Source organism: Mixta mediterraneensis (assembly GCF_030283135.1).
Lineage (GTDB): Bacteria > Pseudomonadota > Gammaproteobacteria > Enterobacterales > Enterobacteriaceae > Pantoea > Pantoea mediterraneensis.
On record NZ_JASUAZ010000009.1, the window covers coordinates 79,414 to 100,505 of the forward strand.

A 21,092-nucleotide genomic window follows, 5' to 3' on the forward strand; every position below is an offset into this window, starting at 1 on the left:
AATTATCGCGCAACCAGTCGCGCACTGGCCGCCACAGCTAGCAGTAATAGCGCAATTAGCAAAAACGCGCCGCTGAGGCTGAACCATTGAGAAATGAATCCGATTAAGGCCGGACCTGAGAGAATACCCGCATATCCCAGCGTTGTCATGGCTGAAATCGCCAGGTTTGCTGGCATATCCTGTTGATTCCCGACAGCATTGAACAACATCGGCACCGTATTAGCTAAACCAAAACCGACCAGCAAAAAGGCGAGCAGCGCCATCTCAGGCCAGGGCAGCAACACAGCCAGCGACATGCCCGCCGCTGCGGCTAAGGCGCCAGTCAGCATGACCGGATAGCGACCAAAGCGATGAATGACGCTGTCGCCAGTGAAGCGTCCCAGCGTCATCGCCACCGAAAACAACGCATAGCCGAGACCCGCATGAGCGGGCGGCATCGTCGGGCTTTGTAGCAGCAGTAGCGCACCCCAGTCCAGCACCGCGCCTTCGGCCAGAAACAGGATAAAGCACAGCACACCGAGAAACGCCACCCAGCCGCGTGGGATCACCAGCCACGGCTGTTCGGGCTGATGCAGCCGATCGTTCATAAAACCAGGAAGACGCCATATCAGTAGCAGCAGCATGATGGCCATCACGACTAAAACGGCAGTGAGCGGTGTGAATGCGGCACTCAGTAACAGACTAACCGTTCCCGCGCCTAAGATGCCGCCCAGGCTGAAGAAGCCGTGAAAGCCTGACATCATCGGGCGACCCGCTGCTTTTTCTACCTCGACCGCCTGATAGTTCATTGCCACATCCAGTGTGCCCAAACCGGCACCGAACAACATCAGCGCAGCAGCCAGTAATAGATGAGATGCTGCGGTTGCCAGCAGCGGCAGCATAATCAACACCAATAGCGTTGATACCAGCATGACGCGGCGGCAACCAAAACGTGCCACCAGCTTACCGGTGACCGGCATCGCTGCCAGCGATCCAATCCCTAAACACAGCAGCAGCGCGCCCAGCGACGCACCCGTAAGCTGTAAACGATCGCGTGCGAAAGGCACCAGAGGGGCCCAGGCAGACATGGCTAATCCGTTAATTAAAAAGATAGTGCGCGTGCCCCAATGCAGGCGGCTGGTATGTCTGTTCTGCTGTGCGGTATTCAGTGCGGTCATAGCTTAAATTCATCGGTGACAAAGCGGCCAAGTGTAGCATTGAAGCCGTTAATTCTCTGCGCGTAATAGGTATTCATCAAACGGGTGATCATTAGCGAACAATCGGCAAAAAAGGGAGTTTACCGACTTTTTCCCCGCCGCGATTTTTTTCCAGAACTTTCCTGGCATAAACCTGGCGAAGTAGAAATCGTCTCGCCAGATACCCTTCAGGACGAGGCAAAACGCGATCAATATTACTATCGTGTCTATGTTCGTACCCAGAAAGCAGAGCTAACGAACCGGGCAGGCCGAAAATTCCCGATTGTGCCGGGTATGGTGGCGAATGTGGAAATTAAAACCGGTCAGAAATCAGTAATAGATTATTTACTTAAACCCCTGAATAAAGCCAAAGAATCGATGCGTGAGCGTTGATCATTCGATCCAGCGCTATATCCACCTCTCTTTATTATCAGCATAAATTAAGTCGAATATTGTTTGCCGGTTAAATGAATAACCCGTGCTGAATTTGACCTTTAGTGCGGTCTGCAAACGCTGTTATTTTAAGACGTAAGTTAAGTTTACGTTTAAATAAGACAGGGAGACATTTTGTGCAAAAAAATGCCGGACAATCATGTCCGGCGGGAAATTAGGGTAAATATCTCATTCGGGGTGAATGAAGGTAATAATGAAATAAATGATGATAGCGGGATCTATTGTAGGCACTGATGAGATATAAGTTTTATCATTCAGTGCTGAGAAGGACATGATTCAACTTTTTGATTTTAAAGGGAATTAAATTAAGTAAACATTTTGTGCTATGTTTATCATCAATATGTGCTGGTTATTAGTTCCCCAAAATTTACTTATTGAAATAACTATTGCGGTTTATGAAACAGTTTCGGAAATTTAGTAGCATTTTCGCGGTGGATTATTGCTCTTTATAAAAGAACAATGGCTTGCCGGCTGAATTTTTAATCGTTCAGTTTGCAGTGGCAAATTATAAAGGCACATAACAGAGGGTAATAAAATGAAACTTCGCATTCTCTCCCTGATGGTTCCTGCGTTGCTGGTCGCCGCAGGTTCAGCAAACGCAGCTGAGATCTATAATAAAGACGGTAATAAATTAGACCTGTTCGGGAAAGTTGATGGTCTGCACTATTTCTCAGATGACGATGGCACCGATGGTGACCAGTCGTATCTGCGCTTTGGTTTCAAGGGCGAAACCGAAGTTAATGATCAAATTACTGGTTACGGTCAGTGGGAATATCAGGCTGCACTGAATACGGCTGAGTCTGAAGGCACCGCAAATAGCTATACCCGTATTGGTTTTGCCGGTTTGAAATTTGGTGATGCAGGTTCACTTGATTATGGTCGCAACTATGGCGTGACGTATGACATCGGCGCATGGACCGACGTACTGCCTGAGTTCGGCGGCGATACCTATGGCGCAGATAACTTCCTGTTCCAGCGCGGCAATGGCATGGCAACCTATCGCAACACCAACTTCTTTGGCCTGGTTGATGGCTGGAACTTTGCCGTGCAGTATCAGGGGAAAAACGGCGACGGTGACGAATCACCGAATGGCCGTGACGTACTGGGTCAGAACGGCGACGGCTGGGGCCTGAGCACCACTTATGATCTGGGTTCTGGTTTTGGTATCGGTGCGGCTATGTTCCAGTCTGATCGTACTAATGACCAGAATGGCCGGAACAATCCAGCCATACTGGGTCGTGGTGATAAAGCCGAAGCCTACACCGGCGGCCTGAAATATGACGCGAACAATATTTACCTGGCAGCGATGTACACCAAGTCTTACAATGCGACGCGCTTCGGTGACAGTGATTCAGCCGCTTACGGTTACGCAGATAAAGCAGAAAACTGGGAACTGGTTGCACAGTACCAGTTTGATTTCGGCCTGCGTCCATCACTGGCTTACGTGACTTCTCGTGGTACAGATATTCAGGGCTGGGGCAAACAGGACCTGAAAAAATATATTGATGTAGGTGCGACTTACTACTTCAACAAGAACATGTCTACTTATGTTGATTATCAAATCAACCTGTTAGACGACAATGATTTTACTGATGCTGCCGGTGTTAATACCGACGACGTTGTCGCCCTGGGCCTGGTTTACCAGTTCTAAGCGGACAGGGAGCGTGACTCTCTCACGCTCCCCTTTTTTTATTCCGCTGAACGCCATTTCTTTTGCTTCCGCGCCCTGTTAACGGGTGGAACGCTTCCTTCAAAGGCCGAACCTGCTAAGGTGAAGGCTGAAAAATCCAGCCAGCGTTGCCAGCCTATACGCTTTGGTTGTGTCTTATCCATTCCGCACCTCTCAGAGTTAAACGCTGATTTAACAGTGCAGAATTCATGCCAGTTTCACCGCTCGTAACGCCACGGAGACCGACTGGAAACTGGTAAACTGCCGCCGCCCTGATGAAGGGAACAATGTTCTGTTTTGGTGCAGAGAGCGTTAATGCTGGCGCGGCTGGGAGGGCGCAATATGTCTGATGCGCTTTTGCTGCCACAGTTTATAACTGCTGAAGGCAAACAGGCCGAGAGCGATGGCGAGAATTATATAAATCATCTGATGCTCCTTTAATGTCATGCCCCGGTTGCGAGCGGAAGCCTTCATGGTGGCAATGGCCTGACAATGGATCAAGACGATTTTCACGGATTTACGAGTTGTTTATGCTTTGTATCAGCTTGGAATAAAGTTTTACAGGTGAGGAATGATGCGTATTCAGATTAATCTGCCGTTAGTGGTTTTGGCAATGTTTTTATTAGCAGGCTGTGATCAAGGTTCGCCCTCGCAGACCCTGGTACTGGAAGGCAAAACCATGGGGACCGTATGGCGCGTCAGTATGGCAGGCGTGGAAGCCGGGCGTAAAATTGCCTTGCGGCAGGCGATACAAAAGCAGCTTGATGCCGATGATGCTGAGCTTTCTACCTGGAAGCCGGACTCGACGTTATCGCGTTTTAATCAAAACCAGAGCAGGGAGCCGCAACCGGTAAGCGCCAATATGGCGGATATTGTCACCGAAGCGTTGCGCATTGGTCATAAAACGTCGGGCGCGATGAATATCACCGTCGGGCCGTTGGTCAATCTCTGGGGGTTTGGACCGGACAGGCAGCCAGCGCGTACACCCAGCGAGGCACAAATTGCTGCCGCTAAAGCCTTAACCGGCTTACAGCATTTACGCGTGCTTCAGGGCGTAGATGGGCAGTGGCTACAAAAAGATCTGCCAGGTTTGTATGTTGATCTTTCAACGCTGGGCGAAGGATTTGCTACCGATCATCTGGCACGTTTACTGGAGCAGCAGGGCATCAGTAATTATCTGGTGTCGGTGGGCGGGGCAGTATTGAGCCGCGGCAACAATGCCAGCGGTCAGCCGTGGCGCGTGGCAATTCAAAAACCTACCGATCGTGAAAATGCGGTGCAGGCGCGCGTTGAACTGCACGGTCATGGCATCAGTACGGCGGGCAGCTATCGCAACTATTATGAACTAGACGGCAAACGCATTTCCCACATCATCGACCCCGCCACAGGGCGGCCAATTGAGCACAGGCTGGTTTCGGCAACCGTAATTGCGACGACCGCGCTTGAAGCCGATGGCTGGGATACCGGGCTGATGGTGCTGGGCAGTGAAAAGGCGAAAGCGCTGGCGCTAAAAGAGCATCTGGCCGTGTATTTAATCAGCAAACAGGGCGACCAGTTTGTTAGCTGGATGTCTCCGCAGTTTGCCGCTTTCCTTATTAAACAGTGATCGACAGGAGGGCCACTATGCTGGATCTGTTTAGCGAAGATGAACCATGGCAAGAACCGCTGGCGGAAGGGGCCGTCATTTTACGCCGCCGCGCACGCGACAATGCTGATGCGCTTTATCAACACATCTTGTCCATCTCCGCGCAAAATCCGTTTGCCTATCGCATCACGCCAGGCGGTCATCGTATGTCGGTAGCCATGACCAACTGCGGCGATTTTGGCTGGTCTACTGATTCGCGCGGTTATAAATACAGCGAACAAGACGATCAAAACAACCGCAAATGGCCGCCGATGCCGCACTTATTTCGCAGCCTGGCGCAGGAGGCCGCCCGCGAAGCAGGTTTCCCTCTGTTCAACCCAGACGCCTGCCTGCTTAACCGCTATGAACCGGGGGCAAAACTGACGCTGCATCAGGATAAAGATGAGAAGGATTTGCGCCAGCCGATTGTGTCGGTATCACTGGGTTTGCCGGCGGTATTTCAGTTTGGCGGGTTTGAACGTGGCGACAGCGCTCAGCGTATATTGCTGGAGCACGGCGACGTGGTGGTGTGGGGCGGGCCATCGCGCCTGCGCTATCACGGGATTTTACCGCTGAAACCGGGCGTGCATCCGCTGATCGGCGCCTTCCGTTATAATCTGACCTTCCGTCGCGTGCATTAACAGGGGCGTCAATACGCCCTGCGAATAATTATTGCTATCATTCCGCATCGCTTTAAACTGCAGGCTGCTTTTTGACTGCTGGATACTTTTTATGACGTTGTTAAACGTTGTTTTTCGCCAGTTCCGCTGGCCATTTATCGGGGTTATTTTCCTTACCTTGCTGAGCGCGGCGTTAGGTATTGGCATGATCGCCTTTATCAATCGTGAAATGATTGTCGCCATCAATACCTCCTTTAGCGTACTGCCGCAGTTCCTGTTTCAGCTGTTGCTGTTAATGGCAGTGACGCTGGCTTCACAGCTGGCATTAACGCTGCTTGGGCATCAGTTTGTCTGGCGCATGCGTGGTCAGTTTATCAAACGTATTCTGGATACACGCGTCGAGCGCATTGAGCAAATTGGCAGCGCGCAGTTACTGGCAGGATTAACCAGCGACGTACGTGCGATTACCATCGCCTTTGTCCGCTTGCCGGAGCTGATCCAGGGCATCATCCTTACCCTCGGCTCGGCGATATATCTCGCCTGGCTGTCACCTAAAATGCTGATAGTGACCAGTTTATGGCTGACCGTGACACTCTTCGGCGGCTGGTTACTGGTATCGCGTGTTTATCAGCATATGGCGAAGTTGCGTGAAGTTGAAGATAACCTGTATCGGGATTATCAAACGGTAATTGATGGGCGCAAAGAGCTTCAGCTTAACCGCGAACGCGCCAGACTGGTGTACGACACCGTTTATCTGGAAGATGCTAACACCTACCGTCATCATATTGTGCGTGCCGATACTTATCATCTCAGTGCAGTGAACTGGTCAAATATTATGACGCTGGGCGCGATTGGCATGGTGTTTTTTATGGCCAACAGTCTTGGCTGGGCCAACACGGCAGTTGCGGCGACCTTCTCGCTGACGTTGCTTTTTTTGCGCACGCCGCTACTTTCTGCTGTTGGCGCGCTACCCACCTTGCTTAGCGCACAGGTGGCATTTCGTAAACTCAACACCTTCGACCTGGCGCCTTATCAACCCGAATTTCCTACGTTGCCTACGCTAACCCACTGGCAAACGCTGGAACTGCGTGACGTCAGTTTTCATTATGGCGAAAACGGTTTTCAGGTCGGGCCAATTAACCTGACGTTGCGCCGGGGTGAATTAGTTTTCCTGATTGGTGGCAATGGCAGCGGTAAATCGACGCTGGCTATGCTGCTAACCGGTTTGTACCAGCCCCAGTCCGGCACGTTACTGCTGGATGGCAATGTGATTGATGCAAGCGACCTTGACATGTGGCGCAGGCATTTCTCGGCGGTATTTACCGATGTGCATGTGTTTGATCGCCTGATTAGCCGGGAAGGCGAACCCGCTAACCCGGCGCTGGTGCAGCAATGGCTGGAAAAACTGAAAATGCAGGACAAGCTGAAGATTGAAGGTAACCGGGTTCTCAACCTGCAGTTGTCAAAAGGGCAGAGCAAACGACTGGCATTGTTACTGGCGGCGGCGGAAGAACGCGACGTGCTACTGCTGGATGAATGGGCTGCGGATCAGGACCCACATTTTCGACGCATTTTCTATCGTGAGCTGCTACCGTGGTTACAGCGTTCCGGTAAAACCGTATTGGCTATCAGCCATGACGATCATTACTTTATCCATGCCGATCGGCTACTGGAGATGCGTGACGGGCAGCTTAATGAGCTTACCGGCAAAGAACGAGCGATGGCGACGCTGGACGCAGTAAAACGAACGGATACCGGCCATTAATACCTGCTGTCGGCTGTAGTTATACCGGTTTAGCCTGCCCGCTAAGCCGGTTTTTACCATCATGGGTTACCAGGGTAATGACATATTTATCCTGTAACAGAAATTCCGCCTGAAGCAAACAGCCTTCCTTAAAGGTTTCACTAAAGCGATGCGTCAACTGCAACGTGGCACACTGTGAGGCTAAATCCATCTGTATCAACTCGGCCTGATGAAAATCCATTGGCTGATGCAGCTGTGGCCATAACGCTTTGTAAACGCTCTCTTTCAGCGAAAACAGCAAGGTCGCGGCGAGAGAAAAATCCAGCGGCAGGGTATGTAAATAGGCTTTTTCGGCGGCACACATAAGCATCCCTGCAGTTTCATGTGCGGTTTCCGCTGTCATTTTCTGTTCAACATCGACCCCTACGCACAGCGACCGGCTGGTTGCCGCTACTACCACAACGCTATCGCTGTGTGACAACGATGCCTGTATGCCAGCTGGCCACAGCGGAGAGCGATCCGCCGCGTTATGCAGGATGAATCCGCTGTGTCCCAGCCGCGCCATGATTTGCCGGGCTAATACCCGGCTGGCAAGATATTCAGCACGGCGCTTTTTCACCGCTTTTTGCAGGCGCGGCGGCAACGGTAAACACCATTGTCCGCACAGCTCATCATGATAGCGGCTAGCGTCAAAGCGACCGATCGCCAGCAACGGATCGCTGTCATTCAGGTGTTGAGAAAGCACAAAGCCGCTTGCAGGAAGCGGCAGGGGAATGTCGGGATAGCGCATGCGGCATCACAATTAAGGTGAAAAAGGCATTTAATCAGCCCGCCGCAATAAGGGCAAGTGGCCCTGAATAGTCAGTCGTTAGGCGGGATGGCAAAACTTTTTAGTGAAACGACAAAGTGGTCATGCCCTTTGCTGATACGCGCACCGCGATCGCACCAACGAGACGCCAGACGAAAGAAATCGTCGCTGCCAATGTCGTATGCCAACTCAATTTTGCTAATGCCCGAATGCAACATATCTTCTGCATCTTTAAGGCTTTTCGCTTTGATGACCATAAAATATTCCGTCAAAATCAAGGGCCTTTAGCATAAGGCAGAGAAGTGACGTTTTTGTTTCAATTTAATGAAGAGTTAGTAGATTTGAGATTTTAGTGACGGATAACACAAAAGGCCGTGCTGTGTAACCGACTGAATATCCAATTAAAATAACAGCGTGTATGGCATTTTTCTGAGAATGCGACCAGCGCGAGAGAGCAGGGACATTCCGCAGCGGGCAGCACGATTCACGCAGTGAAAGGCCGCGCAATAAATGGCGGCCTTAGTGGGTTACTTATTGTCCGGCTGGGATGTCTTATCGCCGGACTCTGGTGCTTCAGATGGATCGTCTTTTTCGACTCGATGCATAAACTCTCCTCTTGTTACCCACACAAATCTGATTATAGTCGCGATTGCCGGTATAGAAGAGTTTCAGGCGATAAATGTTACAAGCCGATGAAAGTGCGGGTGAAATAAACCACTTTTACGTATGCTCCCTGTCATGCGGGAAGTGGTGGTTTGCCGGGCTGGGGAAGCAAAAGGCATGGGCTATGAAGCGCGAAATGCTTGCATCTGCTTACACGACCCGGTTGTCTGATCTGGCAGTAGCAAAATGAGCCAGAACCGTGTGGCAAGGTGCGGTAGTTTTTACCATCATTTTGCCATCGCGAACTTAAGCCAATAAAAAAGCAGCCATAACAGGCTGCTTTAGTTGGGAATTTTGGTCGGCACGAGAGGATTTGAACCTCCGACCCCTGACACCCCATGACAGTGCGCTACCAGGCTGCGCTACGTGCCGAACTGTGGAGAATGAGTCTACTGATAATTGCACTGATTGCAAGCTATCAGCAAACTAACTGCCTCATAATTAATCAGTTTGCGATAAAACGCTTCTCTTCCGTTAGCACTTGTAACAACAGCGCCAGCTGCGGCTTATGATCCTTTAGCGTATTTCCTCTGGCATCATAGGCGTGATAGCTACCATTGTTATCCAGCACCAGCGTGATCTGCGGCGTGGTAATCACTAATTTATTATCTTCACTACTGGCGACCCAATCGTGGTGGCGCTGAGCGGCAAACAGATCTTCACCCTGAGAATAATTTACTGGGTTGGTACGCACGTGCAGCAAGCGCTGCATCAGAGTGGTCATCACGTCTTGATGATCGGTTAAGCGATTTACCGTTTGCGCTGGCGTATCCGGCCAGTGAATCACTAACGGCACCTGCAACGCCGCGCGATTGCTGGCACTTTCGCCATCGCCATCCAGCGCCAGTCCCCGCTGTGCGGTAATGACTACCACGGTATTTTTCAATAAGTCTTGCTGCTCTAACGTATTCAGCACGTTATGAATTTGCGCATCTATCGCCGAAGTCTGATGTAAATAGCTACGTTGACGCGCTTTAGCCGTGTCGCCACTTAAATCTACACCGTTTAATGACACCCAGGAGAACCACGGATTGCCGTCATCTTTCTGCTTCAGCCAGTTCTGCCATTGCGTCACCGTTGCGCTATTTGGTTGGCTATTGCCGGCAGGTAAGGAGTAATCCGCCAGCAAGGCCTGGCGATAGAGCGGCGGATTAAAACCTTCCGACGAGAACAAGCCAAACTGATACCCCTGGCTGCTCAGTGCGCCGAGCAATGCCGATGGAGTCCGTGAGGCCAAAACGCCATTCATATAGCTGGCTGAAATGCCATAGAACAGACCAAACAGGCCTTTCTCAGGGGTATCCCCCGCGCTGAAGTGCTGGGTAAAACGTACATTATCGTTAGCAAACTGGTTCAACTGCGGCAGCGCTTTCTGCAGAGTGGCCCCGTTCAGACCGTCAACGGTAATCACCAGCAAATTGTTACGTGTACCGCCGTCGCGAAAGGTAATATCACTAAGCGGATATTGCACCGACAAGGCTTCTGGATCGCCTTGCTGCACCAGACGGCGTTGATATTCCTGGGCATCTAATAAACCATGACGCTCAAGAAAGCGGCGGGCCGTCATCGGATAAGAAAGCGGCAGGTTCGCGCGCTGCATGGTAATTGGACGATAGAAGTTGGCATCTGCCCAGATATACATCAGGTGACTGGCAAAGAAGGCACAGATAAACAGCGCTGCCAGCGGTTTACCAAACGAACGGCGATTAAGGCTGCGTAACTTCTGCCAGCTCCAGGTGGCAAACAACAACTGCACGAGGAATATCAGCGGTACGCAGATAAACATGAGTTGCCAGTCACGCGCCATCTCGCTTTGGTCGGGATTGATAACCAGCTCCCACACCACCGGGTTCAGGTGCAGGTGAAAGCGGCTAAATACCGCGCTGTCTACCATCACCAATGTCAACCCGACGGTGGCAATCACCGCCGATAACACCCTTAACAGCCGTTGCGACATCACCACAAAGGTGAGGGGGAAAATAAGCAGCAGATAAACGGCAAATACGATAAAGCTAAAGTGGCCAATCCAGCTGCTGTAAGCGTAAATACGTCCGGCCAACGAAGAGGGCCAGTCGGCGACCAACAGATAGCGACTGCCTAAAATCAGCACGAATAAGATATTAAACAGCGCAAACCAGTGTCCCCAACTGATCATCTGGGAGATTTTTTCGCGGTAGCGCTGCCGGTTGGTTACCATATTATAGGGTCAAATCAACTGTTAATGAGCGTTGTCGTCACGAACTGAAGACTGCAAAGCTTCAGCGAAAGATCGGGCCAGCGAACGGCGTTGAGCCGGGGCCACATCGTTATTAATCAGGTTGGTGACCATGTTTCCCAACACCATCAGGGAAAGGTCCGTCGGTGCCTGATCTTTTTCCAGGATTTGCACCATTTTCGCGAGGAGCTGCTCCACGCGTTCGTCACTGTAACGGGATGATTGTGGCATATCGTCGTCTAGGCTCATTTCAAAAGGCGATATATTACCGTAACAACGCGGTTTTTTCTGCAATTTTATCGAAAGTGCACCGTTGGTTTTACGCATGGAGTTGAAAGCCGTTGCAGGCGGTGTTTGAATACGCGCCTGAGCTTAAAGGAGAGTCTACCATGAGTCTGGATATCGACCAGATCGCCCTGCATCAGTTAATTAAACGCGACGAGAACCAGTTAGAGCTGGTGCTGCGCGATTCCTTGCTGCCTGCTACCCACACCGCTGAAGCGATGGTGGAAGAGTTGCACCGTGTTTACAGCGCCAAAAGCAAAGCTTACGGTTTGTTTAATGCCGACAGTGAACTGGCACAAGCGCTGCGCAACTGTCGCAAAGGAAACGATGATTTTCTCGCCTTCAGCCGCGCGGCAACCGGCCGTTTGCGTGATGAGCTGGCAAAATATCCGTTTGCTGAAGGCGGCGTGGTGCTGTTTGTTCATTATCGCTACCTGGCGGTGGAATACTTGCTGATCGCCGTGTTAAACAGCCAATCCAGCATGCGCGTCAATGAACAGATGGACATCAGCAGCACCCATTATCTGGATATTAATCATGCCGATATTGTGGCGCGTATTGATTTAACCGAATGGGAAACCAATCCAGCATCCACCCGCTATCTGACTTTTCTGCGTGGTCGCGTAGGCCGCAAGATCGCTGATTTCTTTATGGATTTCTTAGGTGCGGAAGTGGGGCTTGACACTAAAGCGCAAAACCGCGGCCTGTTGCAGGCAGTGGATGACTATTTCGATGAATCGAATCTTGATAAAAACGAGCGGCAGAACTATCGCCAGCAAGTGTACAGTTACTGCAACGATCAGCTGCAGGCGGGCGAAGAAATTGCGCTGGAAGATCTGTCGAGTGAGCTACCCCCGCTGGGCGAAAAAACGTTCCAGGCTTTTACTCAGGAACAGGGCTATGAGCTGGAAGAACACTTCCCGGCGGATCGCAGCACGCTGCGTCAGCTGACAAAATTTGCCGGTAGCGGCGGGGGGCTCACCCTGAATTTTGATGCCATGCTGCTTGGCGAACGTATCTTTTGGGATCCTGTCACGGACACGCTGACCATTAAAGGTACGCCACCGAATCTACGCGATCAGCTACAGCGTCGGACCAGCACTAAATAAGTGAATATCCGGGTAGGGCAGGTTCCCGGATTTTATCGCTAACTGAAAAAAGCTCCCAGAGCAGGTTTTCAGCTGGCAATAAAAAAGCCGGTTTCGCAACCGGCTTTTTTACTTCAATCCACTCGGCGATTAAGCACGAATGAAATCGATGTGGAACAGTTTTGGCTTGAACGGGTGACGCTGAACAGCCTGAACTTTTACTTTAGTTTCTTTACCGTCGACAACCAGAGTCAGAACGTCAGTATAGAAACCAGGTTTATCCTGGATATTCATCACGCTATCGTGATCCAGATCGATAGAAACAGCAGCTTCATTACCACCATAAACGATGGCCGGGAAGCGGTTCGCTGTACGCAGGCGGCGGCTCGCACCCTTACCCTGCTCTTTACGTTCTACTGCATTGATAGTGAACATTGCTATATCTCTTTATGATCCCTGCTACAGGCGACCCAGCAGCAGGAGGGTTATTCAAAATCGCTTTTACCCATGCAAAAGCGGGCGGCATTATAGCCGTTATAGGGTGGACGGGCAAATGATTATCCCAGCTCATTTGCCCGGCGAAAGCGGCCCTGATAATCAAATACTTTTTCACGGATCTGCCAGAAACGGCCTTTAGCCCGTGCCACGACGAAATCGGGATAACGCAGCAAGGGTTGCAAAGCCAGTACATCGGCGGCCGTTTGCCAGCCAAGCGGCACCCCTGGCGCACGCTGATGCGGACGCATAAACAGTTGTTCAAACGCTTTGCGCTGTCCGGCAGTTTGCAGGCGAAAGCGCTCGCTGACGTGGGTACCGTCCTCATCAAAATAGGTGGCTTTAAGCCATTCACCCTGGTTATCGCGCCCTTGCTCCAGCGTCATGCCGCCGCAGCGCAGCACTAAGGCATCTTTCAGTTTTAGCGCGGCTTTTAGCATGTCATCGGGATCGACAAGAATTTTGTCGCACTGATGGCAACGCCGCGCGGCGATGTCGTTTTCTGCCCCGCAATCCGGGCAACTTTTAAAACGAAAACGGTAATCACACTGCTCTCTTTCGCCATTGTCATCTTCCAGCACGCCCTGACAGCGACGACCAAAATGTTCGATAATCATGCCGTCGGCGGTCGTCTTGCCCCAAAAAGTATTGGCAAAACCGCAGGCCGGGCAAAACACCTGGACGGGCTGATTATCACTGGCGCCTTTGGGCATGCCGACTTCCGGTGTGAAGAGATCGTGCGGATTTCCCGCATAATCCAGAATAAGGCAATCAGTTTTACCGGGTGACAGGCGCAAACCACGTCCGACAATTTGCTGGTATAAGCTTACCGACTCGGTGGGGCGCAGAATAGCAATCAAATCAACATGGGGTGCATCAAAACCCGTGGTCAGCACCGCGACATTCACCAGAAATTTTAGCTGCTGTGCTTTAAACGCCACAATCAGCGCATCACGCGCTTTGGCGGGGGTTTCTGCTGATACCAGCGCGTTGTTGTCCGGCAGTAAGCGCAAAATTTCTCGGGCATGCTCTACCGTAGCCGCGAAGATCATTACGCCCAGGCGATCCGCCGCAAATTCGACGATCTGACGAATAATATGCGGCGTGACGCGCTGCTGCTGCTTCAGTTCGCGGTTGAGATCGGCGTCGCTGAACAAGCCGTTAGTCTGCACGCTGAGGCGACTAAAATCGTATTGTACTACCGGCATATCCAGCCGCTCTGGCGGCACCAGAAACTGATGCTTGATCATGTAACGCAGCGGTAATTCATAAATGCAGTCGCGAAACAGCGCTTTTTCATCGCCGCGTACCATGCCGTGATAATGGAAATGGTAAATCCAGCCTTTGCCGAGGCGAAAAGGCGTCGCGGTGAGACCGAGCAGTCGCAGTTGCGGATTGTGCTGTCGCAGGTGAGTAAAAATTTGCTGATACTGGCTGCTGCTGTCATCCCCGATGCGGTGACATTCATCAACGATCACCAGTGAGAAGGCGCTGTCGAATTGCTCAAGGTTACGCGCTACCGACTGCACGCTGCCAAACACAACTTTACGCTGGCTTTCTTTACGTTGCAGACCTGCGGCAAAAATATCCGCTTCCAGGCCGTACGCCTGATATTTGGCGTGGTTTTGTGCCACTAACTCTTTGACGTGAGCCAGTACCAGCACCCGGCCACGCGCCAGCCGCGCCAGTTCAGCAATCACTAAACTTTTCCCCGCCCCGGTTGGTAAAACAATAACGGCGGGTTCATGATGACGCCGGAAATATGCCACGGTGGCATTAACCGCGTCCTGCTGATAAGGACGTAAGGTAAAAGACATACCGATCATTTTTCTAAAACCGGTGGCAATTATGCCATGAAAGTGCAGCAAACGCTCTGTCAGGCGACGCCGGTTCAGGCTATACTTCCCGCACAATTTCAACGGTTAAAAACACCGTTTCAGTTTCCCTCCGCAGTAACAGGCAAAACGAATTCATGCGACTTGATAAATTCATTTCTCAGCAGCTGGAAGTCAGCCGTGCCATCGCCGGACGCGAAATCCGTGCTCAAAAAGTTACCATCAACGGTGAAGTGGTACGCGATGCTGCCTTTAAGCTGCTGCCCGAACACGAGATAGAGTACGACGGCAATATATTGCAGATGCAAACAGGGCCGCGCTATTTTATGTTCAACAAACCGCAAGGTTATGTTTGCGCGAATGAAGATCCCGATCATCCCACTTTACTTTATTTTATCGAAGAACCGATGGCGTTCAAACTGCACGCCGCCGGCCGGCTGGACATTGATACCACCGGGTTAGTGTTATTAACCGATGATGGCCAATGGTCGCACCGCGTCACTTCCCCGCGTCATCACTGCGATAAGACTTATCGTGTGATGCTGGAATCGCCAGTCAGTGACGACACGGAAGCGCAGTTTGCCGCTGGCGTGCAGCTGCATGGTGAAAAGAATTTGACTCAGCCCGCGCAGTTGCAGGTGATTACCCCAACAGAAGTGCTGCTGACGATCTGCGAAGGGCGTTATCATCAGGTTAAACGCATGTTTGCCGCTGTCGGTAACCGTGTGGTGGAATTACATCGTGAACGGATTGGCGGGATTGTGCTGGACGATGATTTAGCGCCAGGCGAATACCGTCCGCTAACCGAAGAAGAGATTGCCAGCGTCGGCCTGCCCGACGAGTTAAAACAAAAATAGCGGGAGCCTGTGTGCGCAAGGAAAAAAATTCACCGGTGGGTCTGGTGGTCATCCTCGGTTTATTAGCGATGTTGATGCCGTTATCGATTGATATGTACCTGCCTGCAATGCCGCAAATCGCGCGTGAATTTGCGGTATCGGCCGGCAGCGTGCAGATGACGCTTAATCTGTATATTCTGGGTTTTGCCGTGGGTCAGCTGGTGTATGGCCCGCTGGCTGACAGCTATGGCCGCAAACCGGTGATCTCCTTGGGCACATTGATTTTTGCCGGTGCGGCAGCCGCCTGCGCGCTGTCGCAATCCATCGATCAGCTGATTGCCATGCGCTTCCTGCATGGTTTATCTGCTGCGGCTGCCAGCGTGGTAATCAATGCGTTAATGCGTGACAGTTACTCGAAAGAGGATTTCTCACGCATGATGTCTTTCGTCATGCTCATCACTACCATCGCACCGCTGCTGGCCCCGATTATGGGGGGCTGGCTGTTGCTGATTTGGAACTGGCACGCTATCTTCTGGTCACTTTCTGTGGCCGGGGTGATTACCGCTCTGCTGGTGGCGACACAGATCCGCGAAACCCTGAAACCTGAACAGCGCCAGCGTTTTCATCTGCGCACCACGCTGGGCAATTTTGTGACCCTGTTTCGCCACAAACGCGCGTTCAGCTACATGTTGTCGAGCGGCTTCTCTTTTGCTGGTTTGTTTACCTTTCTCAACGCCGGACCCTTTGTCTATATCGAACTCAACCATGTCTCGCCGCAAAGCTTTGGCTATTACTTTGGCCTGAATGTGGTGTTCTTATTTGTGATGACGCTAATCAACAGCCGCGCGGTACGCCGTTTTGGCCCGGTTGCGCTGTTCCGTTTAGGCCTGTTAATTCAGTTTTGCATGGGCATCTGGCTGCTGGTGGTGAGTGCGCTGAACCTGGGCTTTTTGCCGCTGGTGTTTGGTGTGGCGATGTTTATTGGCTGCGTGTCGATGGTGTCGTCAAATGCTATGGCGGTCATTCTGGATGAATTTCCGCATATGGCGGGCACGGCGTCATCGCTGGCTGGTACGTTGCGCTTCGGCGTTGGGGCATTAGTGGGGGCATTACTGTCGCTTGCCAGCTTTAACAGCGCCTGGCCGATGGTCGGAACTATTGCTCTGTGCGCAACCCTTTCTGTCCTGCTGTTTTTCTATGCTTCCCGCCCGCGTGCCGCTGCCTGATTAGGCCACAGTCTGCATTGTACAATACAAAATTTTTTTATCATCGTCCTCAAAACTGAGGACGATGTTTCGCTTATGTGAAAAAATATAGCCAAAAAAGTAATCATATTGCGTCTAAAATGATTGTTAAGCGCTGCTGAACGCGGTACATATAGCCTTAAATTGCGAGACCACTCGCAAAAAAAATAATATTACCGACGCGCTTTATTTTGAAACGAGAAGGCAAACCTTGACGTCCGTATTCTATTTTGACCGGGAAAAGGGATTCACTGCGCTAGATGCCGTTCGTTGTGAATTAAGCGTTAATTTCTGGGGACATTAATGACAATGCTGCAACTTTCAGTTGTGCATCGCCTACCGCAGCGTTTCCGCTGGGCCAGCGATCGCCACAGCGCCATCGAAGCAGAGGATGGTGCGACAGATGAACAGGATGTGATTGCGCTGCGTCTGATCAGCCATGATGGCAAGCCCGCATGGGAAATTTTACATCAGCTTCAGGACGTGCTGGCCGCGATTCAGGTCGATTGCAAAGTCGCCGAATGTGAAGGGCAACCTTGCCTGTTTATTCAGCGCAGCGACGAAAGTGCGACCAATTGCTGTTTGAAGAACCAGGGCGTCGCCATTGCGGAAACTTTTAATGGTCACTAAATTGCGCCGAGGCGAGCAGCTCACGGGTATAGGCTTCGCCAGGCGTCGCAAACAATGTTTCACATTCACCCTGTTCAACCACTTCGCCTTGTCGTAGCACAATCAACTGATGGCAGAGCGTGCGCACGACGTCCAGGTCATGGCTAATAAACAGATAGCTTAGCTGATGTTGCTGCTGTAACCGGCGCAGTAGCGTCAGGATCTGTTTTTGTACGGAGCGGTCGAGTGAAGAGGTCGGTTCATCCAGCACAATGAGCTCCGGCTCCAGAATCAGCGCACGTGCAATAGCGATACGCTGGCGCTGTCCTCCTGAAAACTCAGCCGGATAACGGTGTCGGCTTGCCGTTTCCAGTCCCACATCTTCCATCACCGCGATGACACGCGCTTCCTGTTGCGCCGGGCTGAGCATCGGCTGATGTACCGCCAGACCTTCAGCGATGATTTGTTGCACCGTCATGCGAGGATCCAGAGGAGAACTAGGATCCTGAAACACCACCTGGATCCGGCGACGCAGCGGCAATAATTGTTTGCGCGTTATCTGGTGCAGCGGATGACCATCGAACCAAATTTCCCCTTGTGCCGGAATCAGACGCAGCAGGGCCAGACCCGTGGTACTTTTTCCCGAGCCAGACTCCCCGACTAAGCCCAGACTTTCACCGCGTTTCAGGCTGAAGGTGAGATTATGTAGCGCAATTTTTTCGCCAACCTGACGCTTTAGCAACCCCTGGCGCAGCGGGAAGCTAACGCGCAAATTCTTCACTTTAAGAATCACCGGCGCGTCGGCGGCAAGCAGTAGGGCGTGACCTTCCGGCTCGGCGGCGAGCAACTGCTGGGTATAGGGATGTTGTGGCTGACTGAGCAGTGTCTGGCAGCGATTGTGCTCAACTACGCTGCCGTGACGCATCACGCTGACGCTGTCTGCCAGCTGGCGTACGATATTCAGGTTATGGGTAATAAACAGCATGCCCATATTGAGTTCACGCTGTAATTCGCGCAGCAGGTTGAGAATTTGCGCCTGAACCGTGACGTCCAGCGCGGTGGTCGGCTCATCGGCAATCAGCAGTTTTGGCTGAGTCAGTAATGCCATTGCAATCATTACGCGCTGACGTTCGCCGCCAGAAAGCTGATGGGGGAAATCATTAAGTCGCGAAGCTGGCTGGCGAATACCCACGCGATCGAGACAGCTAATGATTTCTGCTCGCGCTGCATTGCGCCGCATGCCACGATGTAGCGACAGCACTTCATATAGCTGTTTTTCAACGTTATGCAACGGGTTAAGCGACACCATCGGTTCCTGAAAAATCATCGCGATTTTGTTCCCGCGAATGGCGCGCAGTTCACGTTCATGGCGATGTAACAGATCTTGCCCTTCAAATAAGATTTCACCGCTGGGATAAGTTACCGACGACGCATGTAACAGGCGCATAACCGACAGCGCGGTAACGCTTTTACCCGAACCGGATTCACCAACCAGCGCCAGGGTTTCACCGGCATTGATCTGCAATGACACGTCATTCACTACCGAACGCAGCGTTTTCCCCTGGCGGAAAGCCACGGAAAGATGATTAACAGTAAGCAGCGACGATGACATTTAATTTCCTTTGCTGGGATCAAAAGCGTCGCGCACCGCTTCGCCGATAAAAATGAGCAACGACAATAAAATCGCCAGCGAGAAAAATCCCGCCAGTCCAAGCCACGGCGCCTGCAGATTGTTTTTGCCCTGCAATAACAGCTCACCGAGTGAGGGTGAACCGATGGGTAAACCAAAACCGAGGAAATCGAGCGACGTGAGCGTAGTAATCGATCCACAAAGAATAAACGGCAGAAAAGTCAGCGTGGCGACCATCGCATTGGGCAGCATATGACGTAGCATGATACGACTATCGCTAACGCCCAGCGCCTGCGCCGCACGAATATAATCAAAATTGCGCGTGCGCAGGAATTCGGCGCGTACCACGCTGACCAGGCTCATCCAGCCAAACATCACCGTCACCAGCAACAGCCACCAGAAACCGGGCTGAATCACGCTGGAGAGCAAAATCAGTAAAAACAGCGATGGCATGCCCGACCATACTTCAATCAGCCGCTGCCCGACTAAATCTACCTTGCCGCCAAAATAGCCTTGCACTGCGCCCACCACGATACCGATTACGCTGGAGAATAGCGTCAGCATTAAGCCAAACAGCAGTGAAATCCGCGTGCCATATAGCAATCGAGCCAACACATCGCCGCCATTCGCGTCGGTGCCGAGCCAGTTTTGCTTTGACGGCGGCGAAGGGAAGGGGACCTGGCTGGCGTAATTGATCGTGCTGTCGCTAAAGCGGATCGGCGCCCATATCGCCCATCCTTGCTGCTCAATGCGCTGCTGCAACCACGGGTCCTGATAATCGGCCGCGGTGGCTAACGCTCCGCCAAAATCGGTTTCGCTGTAATTGAAAAACAGCGGCGCATACCAACGTTGCTGATAATGCACCAGCAGCGGCTTGTCGTTGGCAATCAGCTCGGCCGCCAGTGACAACACAAAAATAATCAGGAAAAGCCAGAGCGACCAGTAACCACGGCGGTTATAACAAAAACGCTGCCAGCGCTGCTGATTCAGGGGAGACAAATGCATCAGCGGCCCTCGAAATCAACGCGGGGATCGACCAGCGTGTAGGTCAAATCACTGAGAATATTCATCAGCAGTCCGATCAAGGTAAATATATATAACGTGCCAAACATCACCGGATAATCGCGCTGAATAGTGGCGTCGTAACCCAGTAATCCCAGCCCGTTCAGTGAAAACATCACCTCAATTAATACTGAACTGGTGAAAAACATGCTGATAAAGGTGGCGGGGAAGCTGGCGATCACCAACAGCATGGCATTGCGAAAAACGTGATGATAGAGGATACGCTGTTCCGGCACTCCTTTGGCACGCGCGGTCACGACATATTGCTTGCGGATTTCATCAAGGAAGGCGTTCCTGGTCAGCATGGTCAAGGTGGCAAAGCCGCCAACCACCGTCGCCAGTACCGGCAAACTGATGTGCCAAAGATAATCCAGCGCTTTGCCATACCACGGCAAGCTGTCGAACTGTGGAGAGGTCAGTCCGCGTAACGGGAACCAGTCGAGATAGCTGCCACCCGCGAACAGCACAATCAGCATGATGCCGAACAGAAACGCCGGAATCGAATAGCCAATGATAATAACGATGCTGCTCCAGACATCAAAAGCGCTACCGTTGCGCACCGCCTTTTTGATGCCCAGCGGAATAGAAACCAGATAAATGATCAGCGTGCTCCATAACCCCAGGCTCATCGAAACCGGTAAACTCTCTTTGATCAGCTGCAGCACCGAGGCGCTGCGAAACAGGCTGTCGCCAAAATCAAAGCGCACGTAGTTCCACAGCATATCGACGTAGCGCTGCCACAGCGGCTTGTCGAAGCCGTAACGCTGTTTGATCTCTGCAATGACTTCTGGGTCGAGACCACGCGCGCCACGGTATTGATTATCTCCGGGATTGGCGTGACTGAAGCTGGCGCGCGCGCCGCTATTATCACCGCCGCCGCCAGGCAAACCGCTGGTTTGACCGAACTGAATATTGGCCAGCGCCTGATCGACCGGCCCGCCGGGCGCAATCTGCACAATGAAAAAGTTGAGGGTGATAATGGCCCACAAGGTAGGAATAATCAGTAAAATCCTGCGCAGAAAATAAGCCGCCAACTG

At 51.8% G+C, this 21,092-nt stretch carries 20 protein-coding genes, 1 tRNA gene and 2 pseudogenes; 10 read left to right on the forward strand and 13 right to left on the reverse strand.

Going from position 1 to position 21,092, the window contains the following annotated elements:
- Positions 1-2 precede the first annotated feature (2 nt).
- Positions 3-1,157, reverse strand: coding sequence for an MFS transporter (locus QRY16_RS08380; RefSeq protein WP_289776266.1), 1,155 nt, complete (start codon positions 1,155-1,157; stop codon positions 3-5).
- A gap of 174 nt (positions 1,158-1,331) precedes the next feature.
- On the opposite strand from QRY16_RS08380, the pseudogene QRY16_RS08385 reads away from it, so the two are divergent.
- Both QRY16_RS08385 and ompC read left to right on the forward strand, forming a co-directional pair.
- A pseudogene (locus QRY16_RS08385) lies at positions 1,332-1,568 on the forward strand (beta-barrel domain-containing protein); the annotation flags it as partial.
- A gap of 595 nt (positions 1,569-2,163) precedes the next feature.
- A complete protein-coding gene (ompC, locus tag QRY16_RS08390; protein ID WP_193404824.1) occupies positions 2,164-3,279 on the forward strand; it encodes a porin OmpC in 1,116 nt (371 codons plus the stop codon).
- Positions 3,280-3,609: 330 nt separating this feature from the next.
- Here the strand turns inward: ompC and QRY16_RS08395 are convergent, their stop codons facing one another.
- Positions 3,610-3,723, reverse strand: coding sequence for a response regulator (locus tag QRY16_RS08395; RefSeq protein ID WP_193404825.1), 114 nt, complete (start codon positions 3,721-3,723; stop codon positions 3,610-3,612).
- A 145-nt stretch (positions 3,724-3,868) separates the two neighbouring features.
- Here QRY16_RS08395 and apbE point away from each other — a divergent pair, with 145 nt between their 5' ends.
- From apbE to QRY16_RS08410, 3 genes are all read left to right on the forward strand, one after another.
- The gene (apbE, locus tag QRY16_RS08400) at positions 3,869-4,903 is read left to right on the forward strand and encodes an FAD:protein FMN transferase ApbE (protein WP_289776267.1); all 1,035 of its coding nucleotides are present in this window, start codon (positions 3,869-3,871) and stop codon (positions 4,901-4,903) included.
- A gap of 17 nt (positions 4,904-4,920) precedes the next feature.
- A complete protein-coding gene (gene alkB / locus QRY16_RS08405; protein ID WP_289776268.1) occupies positions 4,921-5,562 on the forward strand; it encodes a DNA oxidative demethylase AlkB in 642 nt (213 codons plus the stop codon).
- Between the two features lie 91 nt (positions 5,563-5,653).
- On the forward strand, positions 5,654-7,306 hold the full coding sequence (locus QRY16_RS08410; protein ID WP_289776269.1) for a multidrug ABC transporter permease/ATP-binding protein: 1,653 nt from the start codon (positions 5,654-5,656) through the stop codon (positions 7,304-7,306).
- A gap of 19 nt (positions 7,307-7,325) precedes the next feature.
- On the opposite strand, the gene QRY16_RS08415 is transcribed toward QRY16_RS08410, so the two are convergent.
- The 3 genes from QRY16_RS08415 to QRY16_RS08425 all read right to left on the reverse strand — a co-directional run bounded on the left by QRY16_RS08415 (position 7,326) and on the right by QRY16_RS08425 (position 8,698).
- Positions 7,326-8,075: a 4'-phosphopantetheinyl transferase family protein gene (locus QRY16_RS08415; RefSeq protein WP_289776270.1), complete on the reverse strand. Its 750-nt coding sequence runs from the start codon at positions 8,073-8,075 to the stop codon at positions 7,326-7,328.
- 71 nt (positions 8,076-8,146) lie between these two features.
- Positions 8,147-8,350, reverse strand: coding sequence for a hypothetical protein (locus tag QRY16_RS08420; RefSeq protein WP_289776271.1), 204 nt, complete (start codon positions 8,348-8,350; stop codon positions 8,147-8,149).
- 270 nt (positions 8,351-8,620) lie between these two features.
- A complete protein-coding gene (locus QRY16_RS08425) occupies positions 8,621-8,698 on the reverse strand; it encodes a hypothetical protein (RefSeq protein WP_289776296.1) in 78 nt (25 codons plus the stop codon).
- Between the two features lie 137 nt (positions 8,699-8,835).
- On the opposite strand from QRY16_RS08425, the pseudogene QRY16_RS08430 reads away from it, so the two are divergent.
- A pseudogene (locus QRY16_RS08430) lies at positions 8,836-8,946 on the forward strand (DUF4113 domain-containing protein); the annotation flags it as partial.
- Between the two features lie 105 nt (positions 8,947-9,051).
- Here the strand turns inward: QRY16_RS08430 and QRY16_RS08435 are convergent.
- From QRY16_RS08435 to QRY16_RS08445, 3 genes are all read right to left on the reverse strand, one after another.
- Positions 9,052-9,128, reverse strand: a tRNA-Pro gene (locus QRY16_RS08435).
- A 73-nt stretch (positions 9,129-9,201) separates the two neighbouring features.
- Positions 9,202-10,953, reverse strand: coding sequence for an LPS biosynthesis-modulating metalloenzyme YejM (gene yejM, locus QRY16_RS08440; protein WP_289776272.1), 1,752 nt, complete (start codon positions 10,951-10,953; stop codon positions 9,202-9,204).
- Between the two features lie 21 nt (positions 10,954-10,974).
- Entirely contained in the window at positions 10,975-11,202 is a 228-nt protein-coding gene (locus tag QRY16_RS08445; protein ID WP_193405004.1) for a YejL family protein, read from the reverse strand.
- A gap of 158 nt (positions 11,203-11,360) precedes the next feature.
- Here QRY16_RS08445 and yejK point away from each other — a divergent pair, with 158 nt between their 5' ends.
- A complete protein-coding gene (gene yejK / locus QRY16_RS08450; protein WP_289776273.1) occupies positions 11,361-12,365 on the forward strand; it encodes a nucleoid-associated protein YejK in 1,005 nt (334 codons plus the stop codon).
- A gap of 129 nt (positions 12,366-12,494) precedes the next feature.
- Here yejK and rplY read toward each other — a convergent pair whose 3' ends face one another.
- Both rplY and radD read right to left on the reverse strand, forming a co-directional pair.
- Complete coding sequence (gene rplY, locus QRY16_RS08455) at positions 12,495-12,779, reverse strand: 50S ribosomal protein L25 (protein WP_193404833.1); 285 nt, start codon at positions 12,777-12,779, stop codon at positions 12,495-12,497.
- A gap of 122 nt (positions 12,780-12,901) precedes the next feature.
- Positions 12,902-14,656: a DNA repair helicase RadD gene (gene radD, locus QRY16_RS08460; protein WP_289776274.1), complete on the reverse strand. Its 1,755-nt coding sequence runs from the start codon at positions 14,654-14,656 to the stop codon at positions 12,902-12,904.
- Positions 14,657-14,811: 155 nt separating this feature from the next.
- Between radD and rsuA the strand changes: the two genes are divergently transcribed.
- The 3 genes from rsuA to QRY16_RS08475 all read left to right on the forward strand — a co-directional run bounded on the left by rsuA (position 14,812) and on the right by QRY16_RS08475 (position 17,384).
- Positions 14,812-15,531, forward strand: coding sequence for a 16S rRNA pseudouridine(516) synthase RsuA (rsuA, locus tag QRY16_RS08465; RefSeq protein ID WP_193404834.1), 720 nt, complete (start codon positions 14,812-14,814; stop codon positions 15,529-15,531).
- Positions 15,532-15,542: 11 nt separating this feature from the next.
- On the forward strand, positions 15,543-16,736 hold the full coding sequence (locus QRY16_RS08470; protein WP_289776275.1) for a Bcr/CflA family multidrug efflux MFS transporter: 1,194 nt from the start codon (positions 15,543-15,545) through the stop codon (positions 16,734-16,736).
- Between the two features lie 327 nt (positions 16,737-17,063).
- Positions 17,064-17,384, forward strand: coding sequence for a YejG family protein (locus QRY16_RS08475; RefSeq protein ID WP_193405006.1), 321 nt, complete (start codon positions 17,064-17,066; stop codon positions 17,382-17,384).
- Here the strand turns inward: QRY16_RS08475 and yejF are convergent.
- Genes yejF through QRY16_RS08490 form a run of 3 tightly spaced genes read right to left on the reverse strand, consistent with a single transcriptional unit; the run spans position 17,371 to position 21,089 of the window.
- Positions 17,371-18,975, reverse strand: coding sequence for a microcin C ABC transporter ATP-binding protein YejF (gene yejF / locus QRY16_RS08480; RefSeq protein ID WP_289776276.1), 1,605 nt, complete (start codon positions 18,973-18,975; stop codon positions 17,371-17,373). The genes QRY16_RS08475 and yejF overlap by 14 nt on opposite strands.
- Positions 18,976-19,998, reverse strand: coding sequence for an ABC transporter permease (locus QRY16_RS08485; protein WP_289776277.1), 1,023 nt, complete (start codon positions 19,996-19,998; stop codon positions 18,976-18,978). It abuts the gene before it with no gap.
- Complete coding sequence (locus QRY16_RS08490; RefSeq protein WP_289776278.1) at positions 19,998-21,089, reverse strand: microcin C ABC transporter permease YejB; 1,092 nt, start codon at positions 21,087-21,089, stop codon at positions 19,998-20,000. Before QRY16_RS08490 ends, QRY16_RS08485 begins: the two co-directional genes overlap by 1 nt.
- Positions 21,090-21,092 lie beyond the last annotated feature (3 nt).